This window comes from Arthrobacter sp. 2RAF6 (assembly GCF_052115205.1).
Classification (GTDB): Bacteria; Actinomycetota; Actinomycetes; order Actinomycetales; family Micrococcaceae; genus Arthrobacter.
In genome coordinates this window covers 1-16,992 of record NZ_JBFRGF010000064.1, presented here as the reverse complement: position 1 = coordinate 16,992, position 16,992 = coordinate 1, and the positions used below count along the sequence as shown (strand labels likewise).

Sequence of the window (16,992 nt, the reverse complement as noted above, 5' to 3'; positions counted from 1 at the left end):
CGTGGATCTATGGAAAAGTTGCACCTACGAGATGCCTCTCGGATTGGTTAAACGGAGTTCTAGACAAACCCCATTTTTCCCGATCCGACAGGCATTCTCCGTTTAACCCGCCGCTACGACCTCAACCCGACCGGTGGATCGAGGCTTAGGTTTCGCTGTCGATGCCAATGGCTAAAGTGGGGGTATTCCGGCAGCTGCTCAGCCTGGCCTTCTCGTTGCACACATCACCCGGTTCCTACGCGTTTGTGCTTGGAGCTGGGATCTCAGTACCCAGTGGAGTTCCCTCTGCGTGGGGTGTCCAAGAACAGCTGATCCAAAAGGTTGCGGCGGTAGAGAATGAATCGCCGACGGATCCGTTCGAATGGTACTCGCAGCGGTTTGGCGTTGAACCGTCGTGCCAGTCATTGTTGGAGAAGCTGGGGCCGACGCAAGTTGAACGCCAGAGGCTTCTCCGTAGTTTCTTCGAGCCGGACGAGGAAGAGCGTGAACAAGCTCTGAAGCGGCCTACCCAGGGCCATCGCGCGATAGCCAGGCTTGTGCGGTCCGGGGAGATCCGAATTGTCCTGACCCTCAATTTCGACAGGTTGATGGAGGCAGCTCTCCGCGACGGAGGCATCGAACCTGTCGTCGTTAGCCACGCCTCCGACATTTACGGGTTGCCGCCGCTCCACACCCTCGGCGCTCTGGTCGTCCACCTGCATGGTGACTACATGAATCCGACCGCGATGCGAAACACGCATCAGGAACTGGCCGGTTACGAATCGCACGTCGATCAGTTTCTGGATCGGATCACTTTCGACTACGGGCTGGTGCTGGTCGGCGACGTACGATCCGGCACTCGTTCGTGCCCTGAGTCGTAGCCCTCGTCGCATTTACACCCCGTATTGGATTGAGCCAAGAGACCTCAGTGAATTGGCTCAGGGCCTGCGATCGGCACTCGGCGCTGTCAAGGTTTCCTCGACGGCGGACGCTGCTCTTGGGAATTTGGCTGACGCCGTTGACTCCTTAAAGGAGCGGGCGGCGCGGCACCCCCTCGCCGTAGCTGCCGCGGTAGGCACTGCCAAACGCTTTCTTTCCGGCAGAGCCACCGCAATCGGGCTTCACGATCTCCTCAAGCAGGAGCTTGATCGGCTAAGAAACCAGAACGATCTCCTCCAAAGTCATACGGGTGAAGAATCGCCCGACGGCGTTTCTATACTCCGCAGGCGTGGCCGCAATTGCCGCCGGACGATACGAACTCGCGCGATCTCTCATTCGCATGCCGGTTCCAGCCCCGTACGAAGGGGTCAGTCTGGCTGGAGACGCGCTGACACCTGAAACCATAGTTTCGAGTTCGGGGTCGCCGGCCAAGCAGCTGTTTCAGCGCATTGAGCCAATTTTCGTTGAACATCTGGCTACCGGCAAGCAGCAGTTCGACGATTCGTGGGAGACATTTGATTTTCTGAGAATCTTAGAAATGACACTGCAACGCGCCGGTTCTCAGGAGGCCGCGGACAGGCTCCGAACGTCCAACGTCGCCCTTGCGGCCGCCAAGGAGCGAATGGCCGCGGCCAATGCTTCTAACGATGCCGACGAACACGACGAGGCATCGTCGGCGCTCCGATTGGCGATTCAAGCAGCCGACCGGGCGCTTGGACAGTACGCCGACATGATTCCAGTTTTCCGCCCCTACCTGCGGGTCCAGCACGCTCCTCGGGGCATAGGACATCGTTCGGTCGTGGGGGGAAGAATTCTTGGACAGTTGGAAAATGAGGGCCAATCATCGCCAATTCTGATCGCGGGATTTGGCGGGGGTGATCTTGAGCTGCTAATTGCCACGTGCCAGGCGGTCGATTTGGCAATCGGTCGAGTGGGGCACGAGGCTGCCATGGCCAGCCTTCCGCGCGGAGGCGGCGCGGTTCCGGATCACTTCCGAATCGGGGACCTCCAAGACCGGCGCCATTGGACGATCTCAAGGCCGCCGACAGCGTCGCCTTTGCGGTTTGTAGCAGTTGGATCCAGCCAAGGTGAAGTCTGCTGCGGTACACGGCTATTGCAACTCGGGGAAGCGCAAGCTCGCTCGCCTGGCTTGCCTGAGCTGCGTTAGTCACGTTTTCGTCCGTTCAGCGGGAGTATTCTGCGAGAGTCTTGTTGCCTGCGTAGACCAGACGGTCGACGAGGTTGAGCCAGGTGCTTACGGTTCCTCTTGCGTCGACCTCTGGCTTGATCTCCATCAGCCACTCGTCCATCGGCGCATAGGAGGCGAGTTGGCGGTCCGTTTGCGAAAGGCACAGCGCGCCAACCCAGCTCAGACCTTTGCTCAGCTGCGTCTCGATGGGGAGCTGGCGCAGGAGCCGGATGAGCTCGAGTAGGCATGAGGACCTGCCGGCTGCGTATGGGAGCCATTGAGGAATAAACTCCACGAGCTTGTCGGATTTCACCCACTTGAAGGCGTGGCGACCGAGCTCGTTGTGCAGTGACTGGGTAGTCACAGGGTGGTTCGGAAGAAGGTGGCTCAGCGCGTAGTCATTGAAGCTATCTGCTCGGTCGTAGATGGCACTGTTCGAGTCCACCTGGTCCAGGACGTGTGCGAACAGGGTCGGCCACACTTCTCCCGCCGCGTCAGCTAGCTCTTGGGTCTCCGCTCCGACTGCTGCCAAGTCCCGCAGGAACGCGCTGAAAACGTGACTAGCCGGGGCGAGGGCCGTGGCGTAATCAAGCAGCGGGTCGTCGACTGCGTCAACACGCGACCGGATGTGCAGCAGCGCCCGTGCGGCGGATGTGGTCTGGGCGCCGCGGTCGTCGATGAGGTGGACGCGTTCGGAAAGCTCCTGAGTGACCATGGCGTGTGCCTGCGCCTGAAGGAGCGTTTCGAGGTCCTGTTGGGCAATCTCCGCGACGCACGCGCTGGATGAGGCGGCGCGCCCGAGCGCCCGGATGGTCGCGCTGAGGCGAGAAGTGTCGAGCCGGTCCGGCCGAATCTCCGGAATCCGAGCCATCAAGTCGCCGGTTACGAGGACCGGGGGGAATTGCTGAAGCACTTCGTCCAACTCGCCGATTTCGCAGAGCCGGGTGAGATCGAGAGCCCACTGGTAGGCGGTCAGGTGCAGACATGGGTCGCCTGAGCACGGATGCCCCCAGATGGTGTCACACCCGCGAGCGAACTTCATGCAGGTGTCGGTTGCTGCGAGCGGACCGAGGGCCGCGGCTGTCGCGGCGACATCGTCCGGGGTCGCCCCGGCCGTCGCGAGTTGTTCGGCAAGTTCAGGAAGAATCAGGTGCGGGATGGCTGCGGCGGCGGCTCCCCTCATTCCAATGTCGTTCTCAAACCTGAGTGCGTCGGTGTCGTGTGCGGCCTCGTCCGCAGCCCTTTCGAGGATGCCCAGGATGGAAGTGATCGCGAAGGAGGCGTTTTCGCCGAACGCTTCGGGATGTCCTGTTGCCGTGCTGCGGACTGCGGCTGCTGCAACGTAGGCGAGTGCGAGGTCTGGGTCGGATGCTGCGAATTCTGGTGGGTTGTCGTACAGGTCCTTGACCAGTGCGAGGTCTTCCGCAATCTCGATTGGAGTTGGCGGCGTCCAACCTTCTTTCTGCTGTCGTGCCGGAATCCAGTACTTGTTCTGGATCCCGATGAGGAGGTTGCCGCGGGCAATGTCGGCTCGCAGTGGAGCGAGCTCTTCTTCGATGGCCTTGGGCTCGTTGATCGAGATGAGCATTCCGCCTTCTGTTGGTTCGGTTGTCATGTTGTCCGCGTTGAGCGCGGCTGCCCAGCGGTGGACGGTGGACTCGCCAGCGTCGAACCGGGCGGCGTTAGCGATCAGTTTCGTGCCCAGGTCCCTGAGCTCTGCCCGGCGCTCTGGGGCGGCGCTTAGCACGAGGAGCCCGACGATGTCGCGCAGGTACCACATACGTCGTTCGGGATTTGTGATGCCGTCATCGGGCGCGCGCATGAATCCAACGGCCTCATGGGTGGCGCGGGTGGAGTCGAATTGCCAGACGAGTGGCTCGACGAGGTACCGATCGAGCGCCTTCGGGTCTTCACCTAGGTGACGGATGGTGGCGCCGGCAATCAGCGCAGGCATGGCCAGGTTCTCGCATCCGTTCAACAGCGCTGTCGCCACATCGCCGATCGCAGTCCCGCCGGCGACCACGTTGTCGATCCACCGTTCGACGGCCTGGAGTGCGCTCATGCATGGGTACGGCCCATCGGTGTTGCCACGGTACCAGCCCCACACGTTGCTGTCTCCGACGTAGGTTCGCTCGGCGCCGTCGATCGCGAGCGTGAACTTCGAGCTGGGGGCGACAGATCCTGAGCCATCGTCAGCGAGGCAACGGATGTTTGCTGCGTGGTTCAGCATCCGGTTCACGACCGGGACCCAGTCTTTGTGCGGACACATTCGAATCAGAACCCAGAACGACCCATACCTGTAGTTGCTCAGGCTTCCGAAGCCGCGTCGCTGGTGGTCGCGAATGCCGTTCCAGTAGCTCCAGCCGCCACCGCCTTGGTTGTCGACGTAGTAGGCCTCGGTGAGCTGGAGAAGGAACCCGGGGTCGTACGAGCCGAGACCCCATGCGCTCCAGTCGAGGTCGACTGCCGGCTGGAGGCTCGATGGCGAGTCTGCAGCCACCTCGGACAGGCAGGCGCGTACATCATCGTTGATATCGGGGCCGAGGAGCGCGAACAACTGGATGTACCGCTCCTGGGTAATCTGCCAGTTCAGGGTCCTTTGGCGTCGCCTCTTCTTCGTATAGCCGTCAAAGACATTGAACACGGGCTCTTCCTCCGGCTCCATAGAGCTGTCGGTGGGAGCGGTCGGCGGGTGGTGGGTCCGCCAGTGGTCAAGGAGGAGCTCCCTCAGAGCCGTCCGAGTCGGGTTGCCCCCGGGCAACCCGGCCAGCAGGGCGGAGTTGAGCCATTCGCACACCAAACGGAACACGTCGTCGTCCTGGCGCCACAGCTCGTCGACCTCCTCGATCAGGAGGCGCACGACCGGCTCACCGCGTGGCACGTCGACCATGTTTTCGTGCCGCTGGTGGAGCGAGACGACTCTGACGAACGTCGCAAGAACGCCGTCGGAATTGGCGGCACCTGCATCGAGGATGTGCCGGAGAAGGTCGTACGAGTTCGGCATCTCGAGCACAGCTTCAAGCGGCACGTCCTTCCAACGGGCCGTGGAATCGTCGCCGAGAGCGTCGAACTTGGCCACCAGTGCCGCAAGTTCAACGTTGGGATCATCCGCGCCCGTGAGCTTGCCTTCGCAGGCGAGCTTGGCGGCGGACATCGACCACCGCATGGGCCCCGATGCTTTCAAGGTTTCTGTGATGGAAGGGGCCCGTACTAGGCGCACGGCTGTCGCGAAGCGACGGACTTCTTCGTGCGCGAACTCGGGCTCGGCTTTGCGCAGGTTCTCGGGCGCCACCAAGAGGTCGGCCCGGAGAGCGTCGAGCGCGGCATGGTCGGGGCGACGGTGTGACCACTCTTCCTCTGGCAGTTCGAGCTCTGCCTCGCTCATGGCCAGGAGGGCTTCGGTTCGCGCTGCCGCTGAAGTCCCGCCCGCGGCGCGGCCGATGAGGTTCTTCCAGATCAGCTCAAGACAACCCCAGTCATCCAACGGCGCAGTTACCGTGGTGCCGGTCCGAGCTAGAAGGTCAACGACCGCCAACCTTCGATAAAGCGATTTGGTCGGCAGGTTGCGGAGCGCGCCGGCGATTGCCGGCACCTCATCTTGCACGACGCGCAGCTCGGCGTCGTCGAGCCCGGGAACCTCGAACTTCCGTGGGTTCGGGTAGATGCCGATTAGGGTGCTGGCGGCGTCCTCGACCGCGGTGTCTGCGGCGACGAGGGCCAGCCCGACTTCGGCGGCATGTGCGGCGGCCGCGAGTTCTCGGAGGAGCGGAGCCCGCCCTTCGATTGTTGCGTCCGCTGCATCGACAATGAGGACGCGTGATGGTGCCGACATCTCGCTGAGTACGTCGGCGAGCGGCATACCGAGGTCCGATGACAATGCGGCCACGCTGTCGCGCGTCCTTCGCAAGTTTAGGACTACATACTGAAAGTCGCTGCCGGCTGCGGCGAGCGCCGAGGCCGTCGCCAGTGTTAAAGCACTTTTACCGGTTCCTGACTCGCCCGTAATCAGGACGGCCTTTCGGGCCATCCCGGCGACGGCGAGCTCAGTCTGGACAGCTTCCCGCATCTTCGTGCGCGGTAGGCGAGGAGCTGGACCTCCTTCTGCGCAGGTGTCATCCCCGCAACGGCTACCGCGACGTATGCGCGCTCGTCCTCGCTGAAGGTGTCGACCTGATCCAGCAGCGCCCCGACGAGCTCCGCGGTCTTCGCATGGCTCTTGATGAACTGCGGGGCACGCCGAGCGGCGACGTGAACAACAACCCGGGCCTCGCCGCTTTCAGCCTCTATCCGCAGATCATCAACAGGCTCCGTCGGGTTGGTCTGGAAAGCAAGCCTGACCACCGGCAGTTCGTCGGTTTCCTGGCGGCCTGCGCCGAGTAGCATGTCCGCGAGGTAGGTGGTTGCGACCCGATGACCGAGCGTGCTGCCCCCACCACCACCGGCGTAGGGGCTAACCACCGCCACCTCGTCGACATCTTTGGGCGCAACCTGTTCGCGCGTGGTTCCATCGTCCGCCATGCCCCAAGTTTGCCAAGTCAGGCGTGCTTGAGGAAGTCGACCGGCTTGCCAACGGACACAATGGGGCAGTTCACACTCCTGGCCGGTGCCAGACGTCGGTTTCGCGCCTTGAGCGACCCAGACAGCCCTTCCGCCTGCGGTGGCGACACTACCGGGCAGCCCGGGGGCGGGATCACGGACGGGCCATAGGCCCGCCACACGACTCGAGAGCTAACCGAGCCTGGACGCAGAAGATCGCGGACCGAGTCTGTGCGAACGCGCCGAACGGTGAGACAAGCGACCTCGAGTGCGCCAACAGGCGAGCCCGTTCGCGGTCCCGTGTCGGGGTGATGACAACGGTTGCTCAAAGTTGATCTCTCGTCGCTCCGTTGTCTTGGGTTGAAGGTTCGTCCGGCTGTTCATGTCGGGAGGGCGGTGTTCCAACACGGCGTACTCGTCAATGAAGGCCGCTGCCTTGGGGGCGGTGACCCGCCGGGGCGAACCGCATGCCACAGTACGTGTATTGGTTTAGGGGTGCCGAAGGTTGTATCTTATAACCTAAGTTTGGACAATAGTCAAGATTGCTGCTTGGATTTTCTTCGGATCTGTGATTAGCTCTCTCCACTGACCCCCCACCACAGAGAGGTGGTAACCGATGGGCAAGATGGAAGGAAACCCGCTGACGACTTCGCTGGCGGCGGTTCGGCCAGACTTGCTGGCCGAGTGCGACTACCAATCAAACGAGCTGGATCCGGGGCTTTTTCGACCATCAGTCGCGCAAGTGGCTTCCAACTACCCCAGTATCCCGAGGCGATTAAGCCAATACGAACCGACGCTGGACTTGCGGCGGGCGGCCGACGCCGCTGCAATGCGCGCCAGAAAATGTCGGACCTCGTTGGTACGGTGCTCGCATGACCGGTGAATCAATAGATCCACGACAGCGCCAGACACTGGGCGCGTTGCGCTACGCCGTCAACGAGGATGCGACGACTTACCTGGCGATCATGCGCCTCTTCACGAGTGGAATGAGTGGCTTCTTGTCCGACCAGTCCGCGGACGACGTGACCGAGCGCCTCGCTGAACTGGGACTCGTCCTCGACCGCGACACGGTCGACCTGCGGCTCTCGTACTTGGTGGAACACGGCAACCTTGCCCGGAGCCCGCGCGAGACCGAAGCGCGCAGCGTTCGGGACTACCTCTCCAACCGCGCACGCTACCAGTTGACCCCGCGTGGGGAGCTGGTTCATCGGCAAGTGGAGGAGCTTCTCGCCCACACCGATAGGGTTCGGGAGGTCTCCAGCGAGATGCTTCCCGGAATCCTCGCTGGTATCGAGGAGCTCGCGCGGCTTGCGTCCCAGGGGCTCGAGGCCGCCGATCCCCGCGACGTGGCCGGGCGCATCACCACGCTGTTCGCCCAGTTTGAGGTGCTGGTCTCATCCACCCGCCAGTTTTACTCCTACCTGACCCAGGTGCTGACTCGCTTCGACCTCGGCCGCGATGAGTTCGTGATGTTCAAGGGTGCACTGATCGACTACCTCCAACGCTTCGTCGACGAGATTTCGCGACACATGCCCCAGATTGGCGACCGGCTGGGCCACCTTGAGACATTAGTCCCGGCTCTCTGTGCGCGGGCCAACGCCGATGAGCGGCTGGTGGGACTCGATGGCGTTCAGGCCCGACGCGCCACCGGACTCGAGGCAGGTGACTGGGAGAGCCTGCACACCTGGTTCGTCGGATCCCACGGCCGCCGATCCGACGCCGAGAATGTCAGACGGCTTGCCACCGACGCGATGCGATCGCTGCTTACCAACCTGCGGCGGATCGCAGCCGGGGCCGACCGTCAGCAGAGCCGGTACGCCGATCTCATTCGCCTTGCTCGATGGTTTGACTCTGCCGACGACGACCGGGCCCATGAAATCTGGGCAGCGGCCTTCGGTCTATATTCGGCCAGGCACCTCTCGTTCGCGGCAGACCCCGAAGGTGACCCGGTACCGGCGACGCAGAGTTGGTGGATGGCGCCGGTCGCCGAAGTTCCGGTCGGCCTTCGGACCCATGGTGAACGCAAGACAGGTGGCAGGGCCGGCGCCCGGGTGGACTACTCCGCCGCCAAGCAGGCACGACTCGCTGAGCGTGAGCAGGAGCAGCGCCGACGTACCGAGGCCGTGCGCGAGCTTGCATCCCATGCCGGGCCGCTGATAGAGGTCCGGCTCAGCGACGACGCACGTGCCGCCCTCCTAGATCTCTATGCCCAGGCGCTCAGTCGTCACAGCCGCCCGCTGTCGACCGAGACCCCGACCTGGTGCGAGGCACGCGTCGATGACGCCGTACTTCGCCTTGAGCTGCGCGCGGCGCCCGGGGCTTCGGTAAGCATCAAGAGTCCATCGGGCATCCTGACCCTCCGCGACCTGGCTGTCGACCTCACCACGACCAGCGCAGAGCAGCAGAGCGCCGCAATGGCCGAGCGGCGGGCCGAAGCATGAGCCATACTTTCGAGCGACCCGCGGCAGCTCCGGACCTGTTAGCCGAGGCCGACGTCCGCAACGCTGCACGGTCGATGCTGCGCACACCGTTGCTCCATGCCGACGGCCACCCCGACGAACTGGCCCTGGTTCGTCGTCACCAGGACGAGCTGATTCGTCTCTTCGCCGACAGCCTGGGCTACCGGCTGGTCGTGGAGCCAGGACTCGCCCGGCTCTACAAGACCGGACTGGGACCTGACGCGAATCGTGGCCTGCGGCGCCGAAACGACGTACTATTCACGCCGCGCCGTTACGCAGTGCTCGCACTCACTCTTGCCGCGCTCACCCAGTCTCGCCGTCAGATGATGGTCGACGAGTTGGTTGCCGCTGTTCGTTCGGCGGCAGTCGACGCCGGCATTGACGTCGATCTCGACAGCATCCACCAGCGACGTGCGCTCCACTCGGCCCTGATCGCGCTCGTCGAACTCGGTGTGCTAAGTGAACGTGACGGCGACCTGGAGCACTGGGCCGAACGTCGTACCGAGTCACTCCTCGACGTCCACCGCGACCGCCTCGCCGTACTCGTCGCGGCTCCGCTCGGAGGATGCGAAAGCCCTGAGGAATTGCTCACGGTGGCGGCGGTGCCCTCGGCCGCCGGTGGTGCCCGCGTCGCAATCCGGCGACGCCTGACTGAACGGCCGGTGCTCTCAACCGAAGACCTCACCGAGGAACAGCTCGGCTGGTGGCAGCGCAACCGTGAGCGTGAGCGCGAGTGGTATCGCCGCCATCTCGGCCTGGACCTGGAGCTGCGAGCCGAGGGAGCAGTCGCGATCGACCCCGGCGGAGAACTGACCGATCTCGGCTTTCCAGGATTGGGGTCGGCCAAGCATTTCGCTCTCCTTCTGCTCGACGAGCTAGTCGACGTGCTGCGCTGGGACAACGGCTCGGAACTGCACGGCACGGCGTGGGCGCGCGTGGCTGCCTCGACCGCACGGCAAGCCGGCGACCGGGTCTTCGCCGCCTGGCAGCGGGGACTGCGCAAGGCACACCGAGAGGACCCCTACTCAGTCTATGACGAGGCCCTTGCCGTGCTCACCGCAGCTGGCTTGGTCCGCCACGACGAGGGAGGGCTGTTCGTGCACGCCGCCTCAGCCCGCTACGCACCACGACCGGAGCTACTCAGGGCGGCGGGGCCGTCCGGGGAACGTTCCCTCTTCCAGGAGGACGAATCATGACCATCGCTTTAGCCCAACCGACGCACACCTCGTCGTCGGGAGGCTCCCAGCGGTTCAGGCTTCACCGGGCCGGGATCCTCAACGTGTGGCAGTACGACGAGCAGGAGTTCAGCTTCGCCGACGGCCGGCTCCTGCTGCGCGGCGCCAACGGCCCAGGCAAATCCAAGACCCTGGAGATGCTGCTGCCCTTCGCCCTCGATGGCGACAAAGCGCGGATTACCGCCTCGGCCAAGCATCACACAAGCCTGCTGTGGTTGATGACCGACGCCTATGAGGGCCAGACGCGGGTGGGCTACGTGTGGGTAGAGTTCCTGCGGACCACTACCGATGGTACTGAGGAGGCGTTCACCTGCGGTATCGGCATACGCGCGTCGGCGACGGCGCGAACCGCGACCGCCTGGCATTTCGCCACCAGCCGCCGGATCGGTCACGACCTCGTCCTCGAGGACGACGGCGGTCCTCTCTCCCGGCCTCGGCTCGAGGAGATCCTCGGCAACCACGGTCAGGTCTTTGAGAAACCGGCCGCCTACAAGGAGCATGTCGGACGCGCCCTGTTCGGTCTCGACGCCGCGCAGTACGACGAGGTGCTGCGGCTGCTCTACTGGCTGCGCCAGCCTCAGATCGGCGAAGACATCGAGCCGGCGAAGCTGGCCCAACAGCTCTCGCAGGCACTGCCGCAGCTGGACGAGCAGGCAGTCCGCTCGGCCGGTGACACGTTCGACGAACTCACAGCCTTCGGCGATCAAATCGAGCGACGGGCGGCCGCCGCGGAGGCGCTTGGTCAACTTGCCGGCGCCTACGCCAACTATGCCCGGGCCGTAGTAGCCGAGCGGGCCCGCGAGGTCGTGGAGGCTCTGCAGGTCGAGCGCCGGATGCGCACCGAGGTCCAGCGTACCCAAAAAGGCATGGAAGCGGTCGACGTCCAGCAGGCCGCTGCTGAAAGGGAGCGGGACGCGGCCCGCACTGGGATCCAGGACGATGACGCGCGGCTCCGGACGCTGGAGGCCGGCCCCGAGTTCCGCAACCAGGTCCGGCTGGGAGAACTGGCGTCAGGTTCCGCCCGCGACGCGAAATTCTCCGAGCAGGCCCAGCACCGCCTCAACCGCCAGACCGAGGAGGTCAAGCGACGCTCCGACACGCTGCGGAGCCGCGCCCATGATGCGCAGACGGGCCTGCGGGATCACGGTGCAAGGCTTCGGGAACTCGATCGGCGCCAATTCGAGACCGTCCCCGGTTCCAGCGTGCCAGTGCCAGCCGTACTCGACGGCGTGATCCTCGACCGGGTCGAGCAGTCCGATGTGCTCACAGCTGCCCTGGACCAGTGCCTCGAGTCGGTGCAGCTGGCACGCTCCGCCGTAAGCCGACGCACAGCAGGTATAGGAGTCGTCCGCGGTGCCCTCGCCGATGCGGACATCGCGCTGGCGGCGCAGCGCCAGGCCGAGTACGAGGCCGCGACCGTCGAAGCCCGCTGGGAAGACGCACGCGAGGCCCGGGTCAAAGCCGAGCTCAGTGCGGGAGTCGAAGCCGAGGCGCTGACCACCGCGCTGGCAGCTTGGATCATTACGCCGCCCGCGCCTGAGATGGTCCAGCCCGACGAGCTGACCGAGGAGTCCGTGCTGGGCCTTGCCCCGTTGGCCAAAGCCAGCGCGGCACCACGACTGGCGACGTTGCATGAAGATCAGGGGAAGGCCGCTGCCCGCCGAGACAACGCCGAGGCCGAGATCAAGCGGCTGACCGAAGAACGGGCCAAGGTCAAGGCTGAACGAGACCCGGCTCCGCCCGCGCCCGTGCTGGCCCGCACCGAGCGGATCGACGGCCGCGCGCTGTGGCAGGTCATCGACTTCGAATCAGGGCTCGACGCCGACGCCCGCGCAGGGCTGGAAGCCGCACTTCAGGCCTCCGGACTCCTCGACGCTTGGGTGCGTCCCGGCGGACTACTGCTCGATCCGGAGCATCTTGACGTGGTCCTCTCCGCGACAGCATCCAATAGCCCCGTCGGCGACACACTCGGGGAGATCTTGGTCCCGGACCTCCCGATCGTGTGTGACCTGACTGCGGACGACGTAGGACGGGTGCTGGCCGCAATCGGCACCGGAAGCGACCCTGATGCCCTTGTCTGGATGAGGCTAGACGGCTCTTGGCGGCTTGGGCCGACACAGGGACGCGCCGCCAAACAGCAGGCTCAGTTCATTGGAGCAACCGCTCGGGCTCAAGAGCGGACGCGGCGCCTTGCGATCCTTGACGCTGGGCTCGCCGAACAGTTCGCGGCCCGAGATGCCGCAGAACGGGATCATACAGGGCTCTCCACCGCCATCGCTGAGCTTGATCACTGGGTAGAGTCCGTGCCGTCCGGGCAAGCCCTACTGAGTGCGTGGACGCGACTGGGGGAACGCCGCGAGGCCGAGGAGCGTGAGGAACGTGAGAACCGCTCCGCCCAGGCTTCCGCACACGCGGCGCGCACGGCCGCCGCCAATGCCCGCGACGCGCTGGAGCGCCTGGCAGCCGAGCAGGAACTTCCCGCGGACCGAGGCGGCCTCGAAGCCGTCGAACAGGAGCTGCGCGGTCTTGATGAGCAGCTTCAAGGGTCGGTGCGCCAGAATAGGTCGATCCGCGGCGGCGTCGCGCTATGGATAGAGGCACTTGGCGAGGTGGACATCGCGACGGCCGCCCTGGCGGAGGAGCAAGCGGCAGAAACGGAGGCCAGGCGCAATGCAAGCGCGTCGCGGGCGGCGCTGGAGGCGTTGCGCGCCTCCGTCGGCGACTCAGTCCAGGAGTTGGAGCGGAAGATCCGCGAGGTGCGAAAGTCCCAGCAGGCCCATAAGGCGACTGAGGAGAATTCAACGAAGCAGGTCGAGGCGCTCATCAAGGCCTACGGCGTAGCCGAAGCCGATTCACGCAACGCCAGGGCACGCTTGGCAGAGCACCTCGACGGGCGCACTGCCATCTTCGCAAACCTGGTCGCCATCGGTTCGGTTCCAGGGTTGTTCGAGGCCGCCGGGGCGACGGAGGAGGACGCGGCGGTGGTGTCCGGGCTCAAAGGTCACCAGCCGGGCGAACCCGTGGCTCGGCAGGTCGCTGCAGCTGCCGAAGTGCTGGCCGGGTTGAGTCAGGAGGACGTCAGCACGGCGTTCACTCGCGTTTGGCGTAGCTATAACGAGGCTGCCAGCGGCCCGGCCGCTGACCACCAGCCGGTCGTATCGGAGTTCGGTCCCCTGCTTGCCGTGACCGGTCGTGACGACGCAGGCGACGCTGCGGTCGTGGTTCTGGCTCAGCGCGTGGGCGCGTCGGTGGAACGCGACCGGGGCCTGCTCACCGGTCGGGAGAAGCAACAGTTCGAACAGCACATCCTGGGCGAACTCGGTGACGCTATCCGAAAATGCCGTCGTGATGCCGACGAACTAGTGGTAGCCATGAACGACCAGCTGGGTCACGTCGCCACGTCCCAAGGCATTCGGGTTAAGCTGGACTGGAAGCTGCGCGACGATGTTCCCGCGGAGGCGCGAGCCGCCGTCGAGTTGCTCGCCCAGCCCGTGGGCGCGCTGATCCCGGAGGAGCGGGCCAAGCTCCGTGACGTACTCCACCGCCTCATTGAGGCGTCACGGGCGGAGCGACCGGAGCTGTCGTACGGCGAGCACCTCGCCGCCGCCTTGGACTACCGCACCTGGTCGGAGTTCACCATCCGCTACACCCGCCCAGAAAGGCCCGGCCACTGGGAACGGCTGCACCGGCGGTCGGCACTGTCCCAAGGCGAGCAGAAGGTGCTCTGCTATCTACCGCTCTTCGCCGCCGCCGCTGCCCACTTCACCTCGCTCGCCGGTGCTGCTCCGCACGCACCGCGGCTAGTGCTGCTCGATGACGCTTTCCCCAAGATCGACGTGCGCACCCACCCGCTGCTTTTCGGGCTGCTGGTCCAGCTCGACCTAGACTTCGTGATCACTAGCGAGCGGTTATGGGGCGACCACCAGACCGTGCCGTCGCTGGCCATCTACGAAGCTCTGCGTGACCCGAGCCAGCGCGGGATCGCACAATATGAGTATCGCTGGGACGGCCGAGCCCTCCAAGCACTCGGATGACCGTCCTGCCAGAGTGGATCGCCGATCCCATACTGAGGCCAGCGTGGGACCTCGTCCGGGCACGCTTCGAGAAGGCCGGACTCGACGCTTACGGGAAGGTCCTCCTGCGACCGGCGACCCGAGACGAGCGCCATGCTATCGGGGCACTGCTGGGTCGGACGATCACAAGTGACACCGTTCGAGTCGATCTCGCAACGCTCGACGCGAGACTGAACGAGCGGTCCGGTGTGGGCGGTCTGGAGGCGGTGCTCGCGGCGCTGTACGGAACAGGGCCGGAGGACCGGCCCGCCGTCCGCGCGGCACGAGATGCATCACGCGAACGTCCGCTGCAACGTGCCGCCGAACTGGTGACGGCGACGTGGGCATCGGAGTGGATTGCCGGTCTCCGGCGCACGGGACTGCTGACCGATCGAGTGGATTCCGAGCGCATCATCCGGGACGCGGCGGCGGTGCTCCGCGAGCTGACCGACACGGAAGGAGCCCCGATCGCGCAGTCGAGGGTGGAACTTGCCGCGAGGCTCCTAGGCGACGCGCACGCACTCGACCGCGACCGACGACTCCACCAAGTCGTCCTGCGCGGACTGGCAGCCGCCGCGAGCATCCCTGTCCCAGACGGAACGCGGGAAAGAGAACAGCTGTGGGCGAGCCGCGGCGTGGAGCCGGACCTGCTCTCACGGACCTGTCTCGTCTGGCGGCTTCGCGTCGGCACCGTGGAACCGCCCGGGCGACGACTGAGCGACGCTGCCGACGCGGGTGATCCCGTGCACGTGACGGAGTGGGACCTCCGGAGGATCGGCTCGTTCGCGCCGGCCGCCGGAACGCGCGTGCTTGTCTGTGAGAACCCAAGGGTGATCGAGGGCATGGCCGAGCGCGGGGTGGACGGATGGGCGGCGGTCTGCACTGCAGGCGAGCCGAACCTGGTCGTGGACAAGGTGCTTGGGAACCTCACCAGGGCTGGCGCCGACCTTTATTACCACGGCGATTTCGACTGGCCAGGCATTGCCATAGCTAACCGCGTGATTACGAGGTACGCCGCTCGCCCATGCCAGATGACAGCCGACGACTATCTGCGCGCAGTGCGACCAGATGGGCCGGCATTTGTCGGCAAGCAGATCGAGCCCGTGTGGGATCCAGAGCTGGGGGCGGCCATGCGAAGCCACGGCAGTGCTGTACACGAGGAATCTGTGCTTCCGCTGATTCTTGATGCGTTAACTGGGAGTCAATAATTTGGGTCGTCGGCGACTCTTCTCGCCCAGCCCCGGGCCACTCGTGGCGTTGAAGCCGCCGAACCTGTCCCGCAGCTGGACGAACGTGCGCCAACCTCGCGTCGCTGAGGATAATGACGACATCGACATCCTCGCCGCTCAGCCTCGCAGAACGCGTATCGGAACTGGTGACGCTTCTGTGACATTTCTTGCTGTTATCTGCTCTTTTCGAGTCGTTTTGCCAGGTGCGGGACGGAGCATGGTTGCAGGGTCGGCGGAATCGCAGACTTTGTCATTCTGGGCCAGTTGGGAAAGCCGATTCTGGAACGGCCCTTTCGATTAGCCCAGATGTTCTTGCCACCAACAATCCCGCAGTTGTAATCCAGTCCTGGGCGGCCGCCACGCAATAGCTCTGAGCAAAGTCGTCCATGCCACGCCAAATCTTCAGGAGGTCCGCGTTTGCGTGGAATAGGTTGCCATTGATCACGAGCTCTGCGGCCTCTGAATTGGACTGCACGCTGAGCGAGCCGTCTGCGGCCTGCGTCAGGAACTGAGTCTTGCTGGATCCCCGCCACTCAGACACCTCATCCTGAATTGCCTTGACATCGGGGCGCAGCGACTCGTAGTTCTTGCCGATGATGATCAAAACCTTCGTCAGATTGGTGGAATCGTCTTCCAAAATGGCCAGTTTTCGCACGTATGTTGCTAGCTCCACCCAAGGTGCGCTCTCGGGGTTATCCCAACCGAGCTCCGTGACTCCGTGATCCTTGAACGAGACATTGAATGCCATGGGTTTGGGGCTAACGACCAAAGGGTGTGCGACAACGTCTCGCGCCAGGTAGCGGAACGCGTCGAGTACTTCAATGTCGGTTCTGAACTTTTTTTCACCCTTTAGCCTTGCCATGGGCCTGATCCTACCTGCGGCAGGCCAATGGGTGGCGGTGCAGGATATCCGTCCAATCATGATGGCAACTCCATGGCGGAAATCCAATCCCGATGGAGTTCTGCATCACCGGAGTGGCACCCTGTATCGGGCCCCCATCGGTTACATAAAGCTCTGCTCGAAGGGTGGAATCGGCGTGTTGACAATGTCAACAGCTTTGACTTCGGACTGGGTCGTACATCAACCGGACTGGCCCGTACTGGCTAGGTTTTCTGGACTTCCCTGTGTTTCCGGGGCCTGGAATGCGGTTCGAGTCCCACCTCGGGCACAGCATCTCCCCTCGTCAGAGGGGATTTTTGCTTTAACGTGTTGACATGGCTTGTGGGGCGAGTTCTAGCGATCGTTGCAACACCCCCGATATTCGGGAGTTTCCTCGATCATGGAACCACCATCAATTCAGAGTTCTTCCTTAAGGGAAAGATCGGGTTCTTCGCCCGTGGCCCGGGCGGTGCGGAAGTACCGCAAGTATTCCA

The 16,992-nt window shown here is 64.2% G+C and carries 9 protein-coding genes; 6 read left to right on the top strand and 3 right to left on the bottom strand.

The genetic code is table 11. The features are described from left to right. Positions 1–161: 161 nt before the first annotated feature. Both AB4Z38_RS24720 and AB4Z38_RS24715 read left to right on the top strand, forming a co-directional pair. Positions 162–860: an SIR2 family protein gene (locus AB4Z38_RS24720; protein ID WP_441432171.1), complete on the top strand. Its 699-nt coding sequence runs from the start codon at positions 162–164 to the stop codon at positions 858–860. Positions 861–1,207: 347 nt separating this feature from the next. Continuing rightward, on the top strand, positions 1,208–2,086 hold the full coding sequence (locus tag AB4Z38_RS24715; RefSeq protein WP_441432170.1) for a hypothetical protein: 879 nt from the start codon (positions 1,208–1,210) through the stop codon (positions 2,084–2,086). A 16-nt stretch (positions 2,087–2,102) separates the two neighbouring features. Here the strand turns inward: AB4Z38_RS24715 and AB4Z38_RS24710 are convergent, their stop codons facing one another. Next, positions 2,103–5,993 carry a hypothetical protein gene (locus AB4Z38_RS24710; protein WP_441432169.1) on the bottom strand — a complete coding sequence of 1,297 codons (3,891 nt, stop codon included), beginning with the start codon at positions 5,991–5,993 and terminating at the stop codon, positions 2,103–2,105. 119 nt (positions 5,994–6,112) lie between these two features. Continuing rightward, entirely contained in the window at positions 6,113–6,625 is a 513-nt protein-coding gene (locus AB4Z38_RS24705) for a hypothetical protein (RefSeq protein ID WP_441432168.1), read from the bottom strand. Between the two features lie 890 nt (positions 6,626–7,515). Between AB4Z38_RS24705 and AB4Z38_RS24700 the strand changes: the two genes are divergently transcribed. The 4 genes from AB4Z38_RS24700 to AB4Z38_RS24685 are packed head-to-tail and all read left to right on the top strand — an operon-like array spanning position 7,516 to position 15,597. Beyond that, positions 7,516–9,084, top strand: coding sequence for a TIGR02677 family protein (locus AB4Z38_RS24700; protein ID WP_441432167.1), 1,569 nt, complete (start codon positions 7,516–7,518; stop codon positions 9,082–9,084). Beyond that, complete coding sequence (locus AB4Z38_RS24695; protein WP_441432166.1) at positions 9,081–10,298, top strand: TIGR02678 family protein; 1,218 nt, start codon at positions 9,081–9,083, stop codon at positions 10,296–10,298. The genes AB4Z38_RS24700 and AB4Z38_RS24695 overlap by 4 nt, the downstream gene beginning before the upstream one ends. After that, positions 10,295–14,371 carry a TIGR02680 family protein gene (locus AB4Z38_RS24690; protein WP_441432165.1) on the top strand — a complete coding sequence of 1,359 codons (4,077 nt, stop codon included), beginning with the start codon at positions 10,295–10,297 and terminating at the stop codon, positions 14,369–14,371. The genes AB4Z38_RS24695 and AB4Z38_RS24690 overlap by 4 nt, the downstream gene beginning before the upstream one ends. Beyond that, entirely contained in the window at positions 14,368–15,597 is a 1,230-nt protein-coding gene (locus AB4Z38_RS24685) for a TIGR02679 family protein (protein WP_441432164.1), read from the top strand. Before AB4Z38_RS24690 ends, AB4Z38_RS24685 begins: the two co-directional genes overlap by 4 nt. A 271-nt stretch (positions 15,598–15,868) precedes the next feature. Here AB4Z38_RS24685 and AB4Z38_RS24680 read toward each other — a convergent pair whose 3' ends face one another. Beyond that, on the bottom strand, positions 15,869–16,480 hold the full coding sequence (locus AB4Z38_RS24680; RefSeq protein WP_441432163.1) for a hypothetical protein: 612 nt from the start codon (positions 16,478–16,480) through the stop codon (positions 15,869–15,871). Between the last annotated feature and the right edge of the window lie 512 nt (positions 16,481–16,992).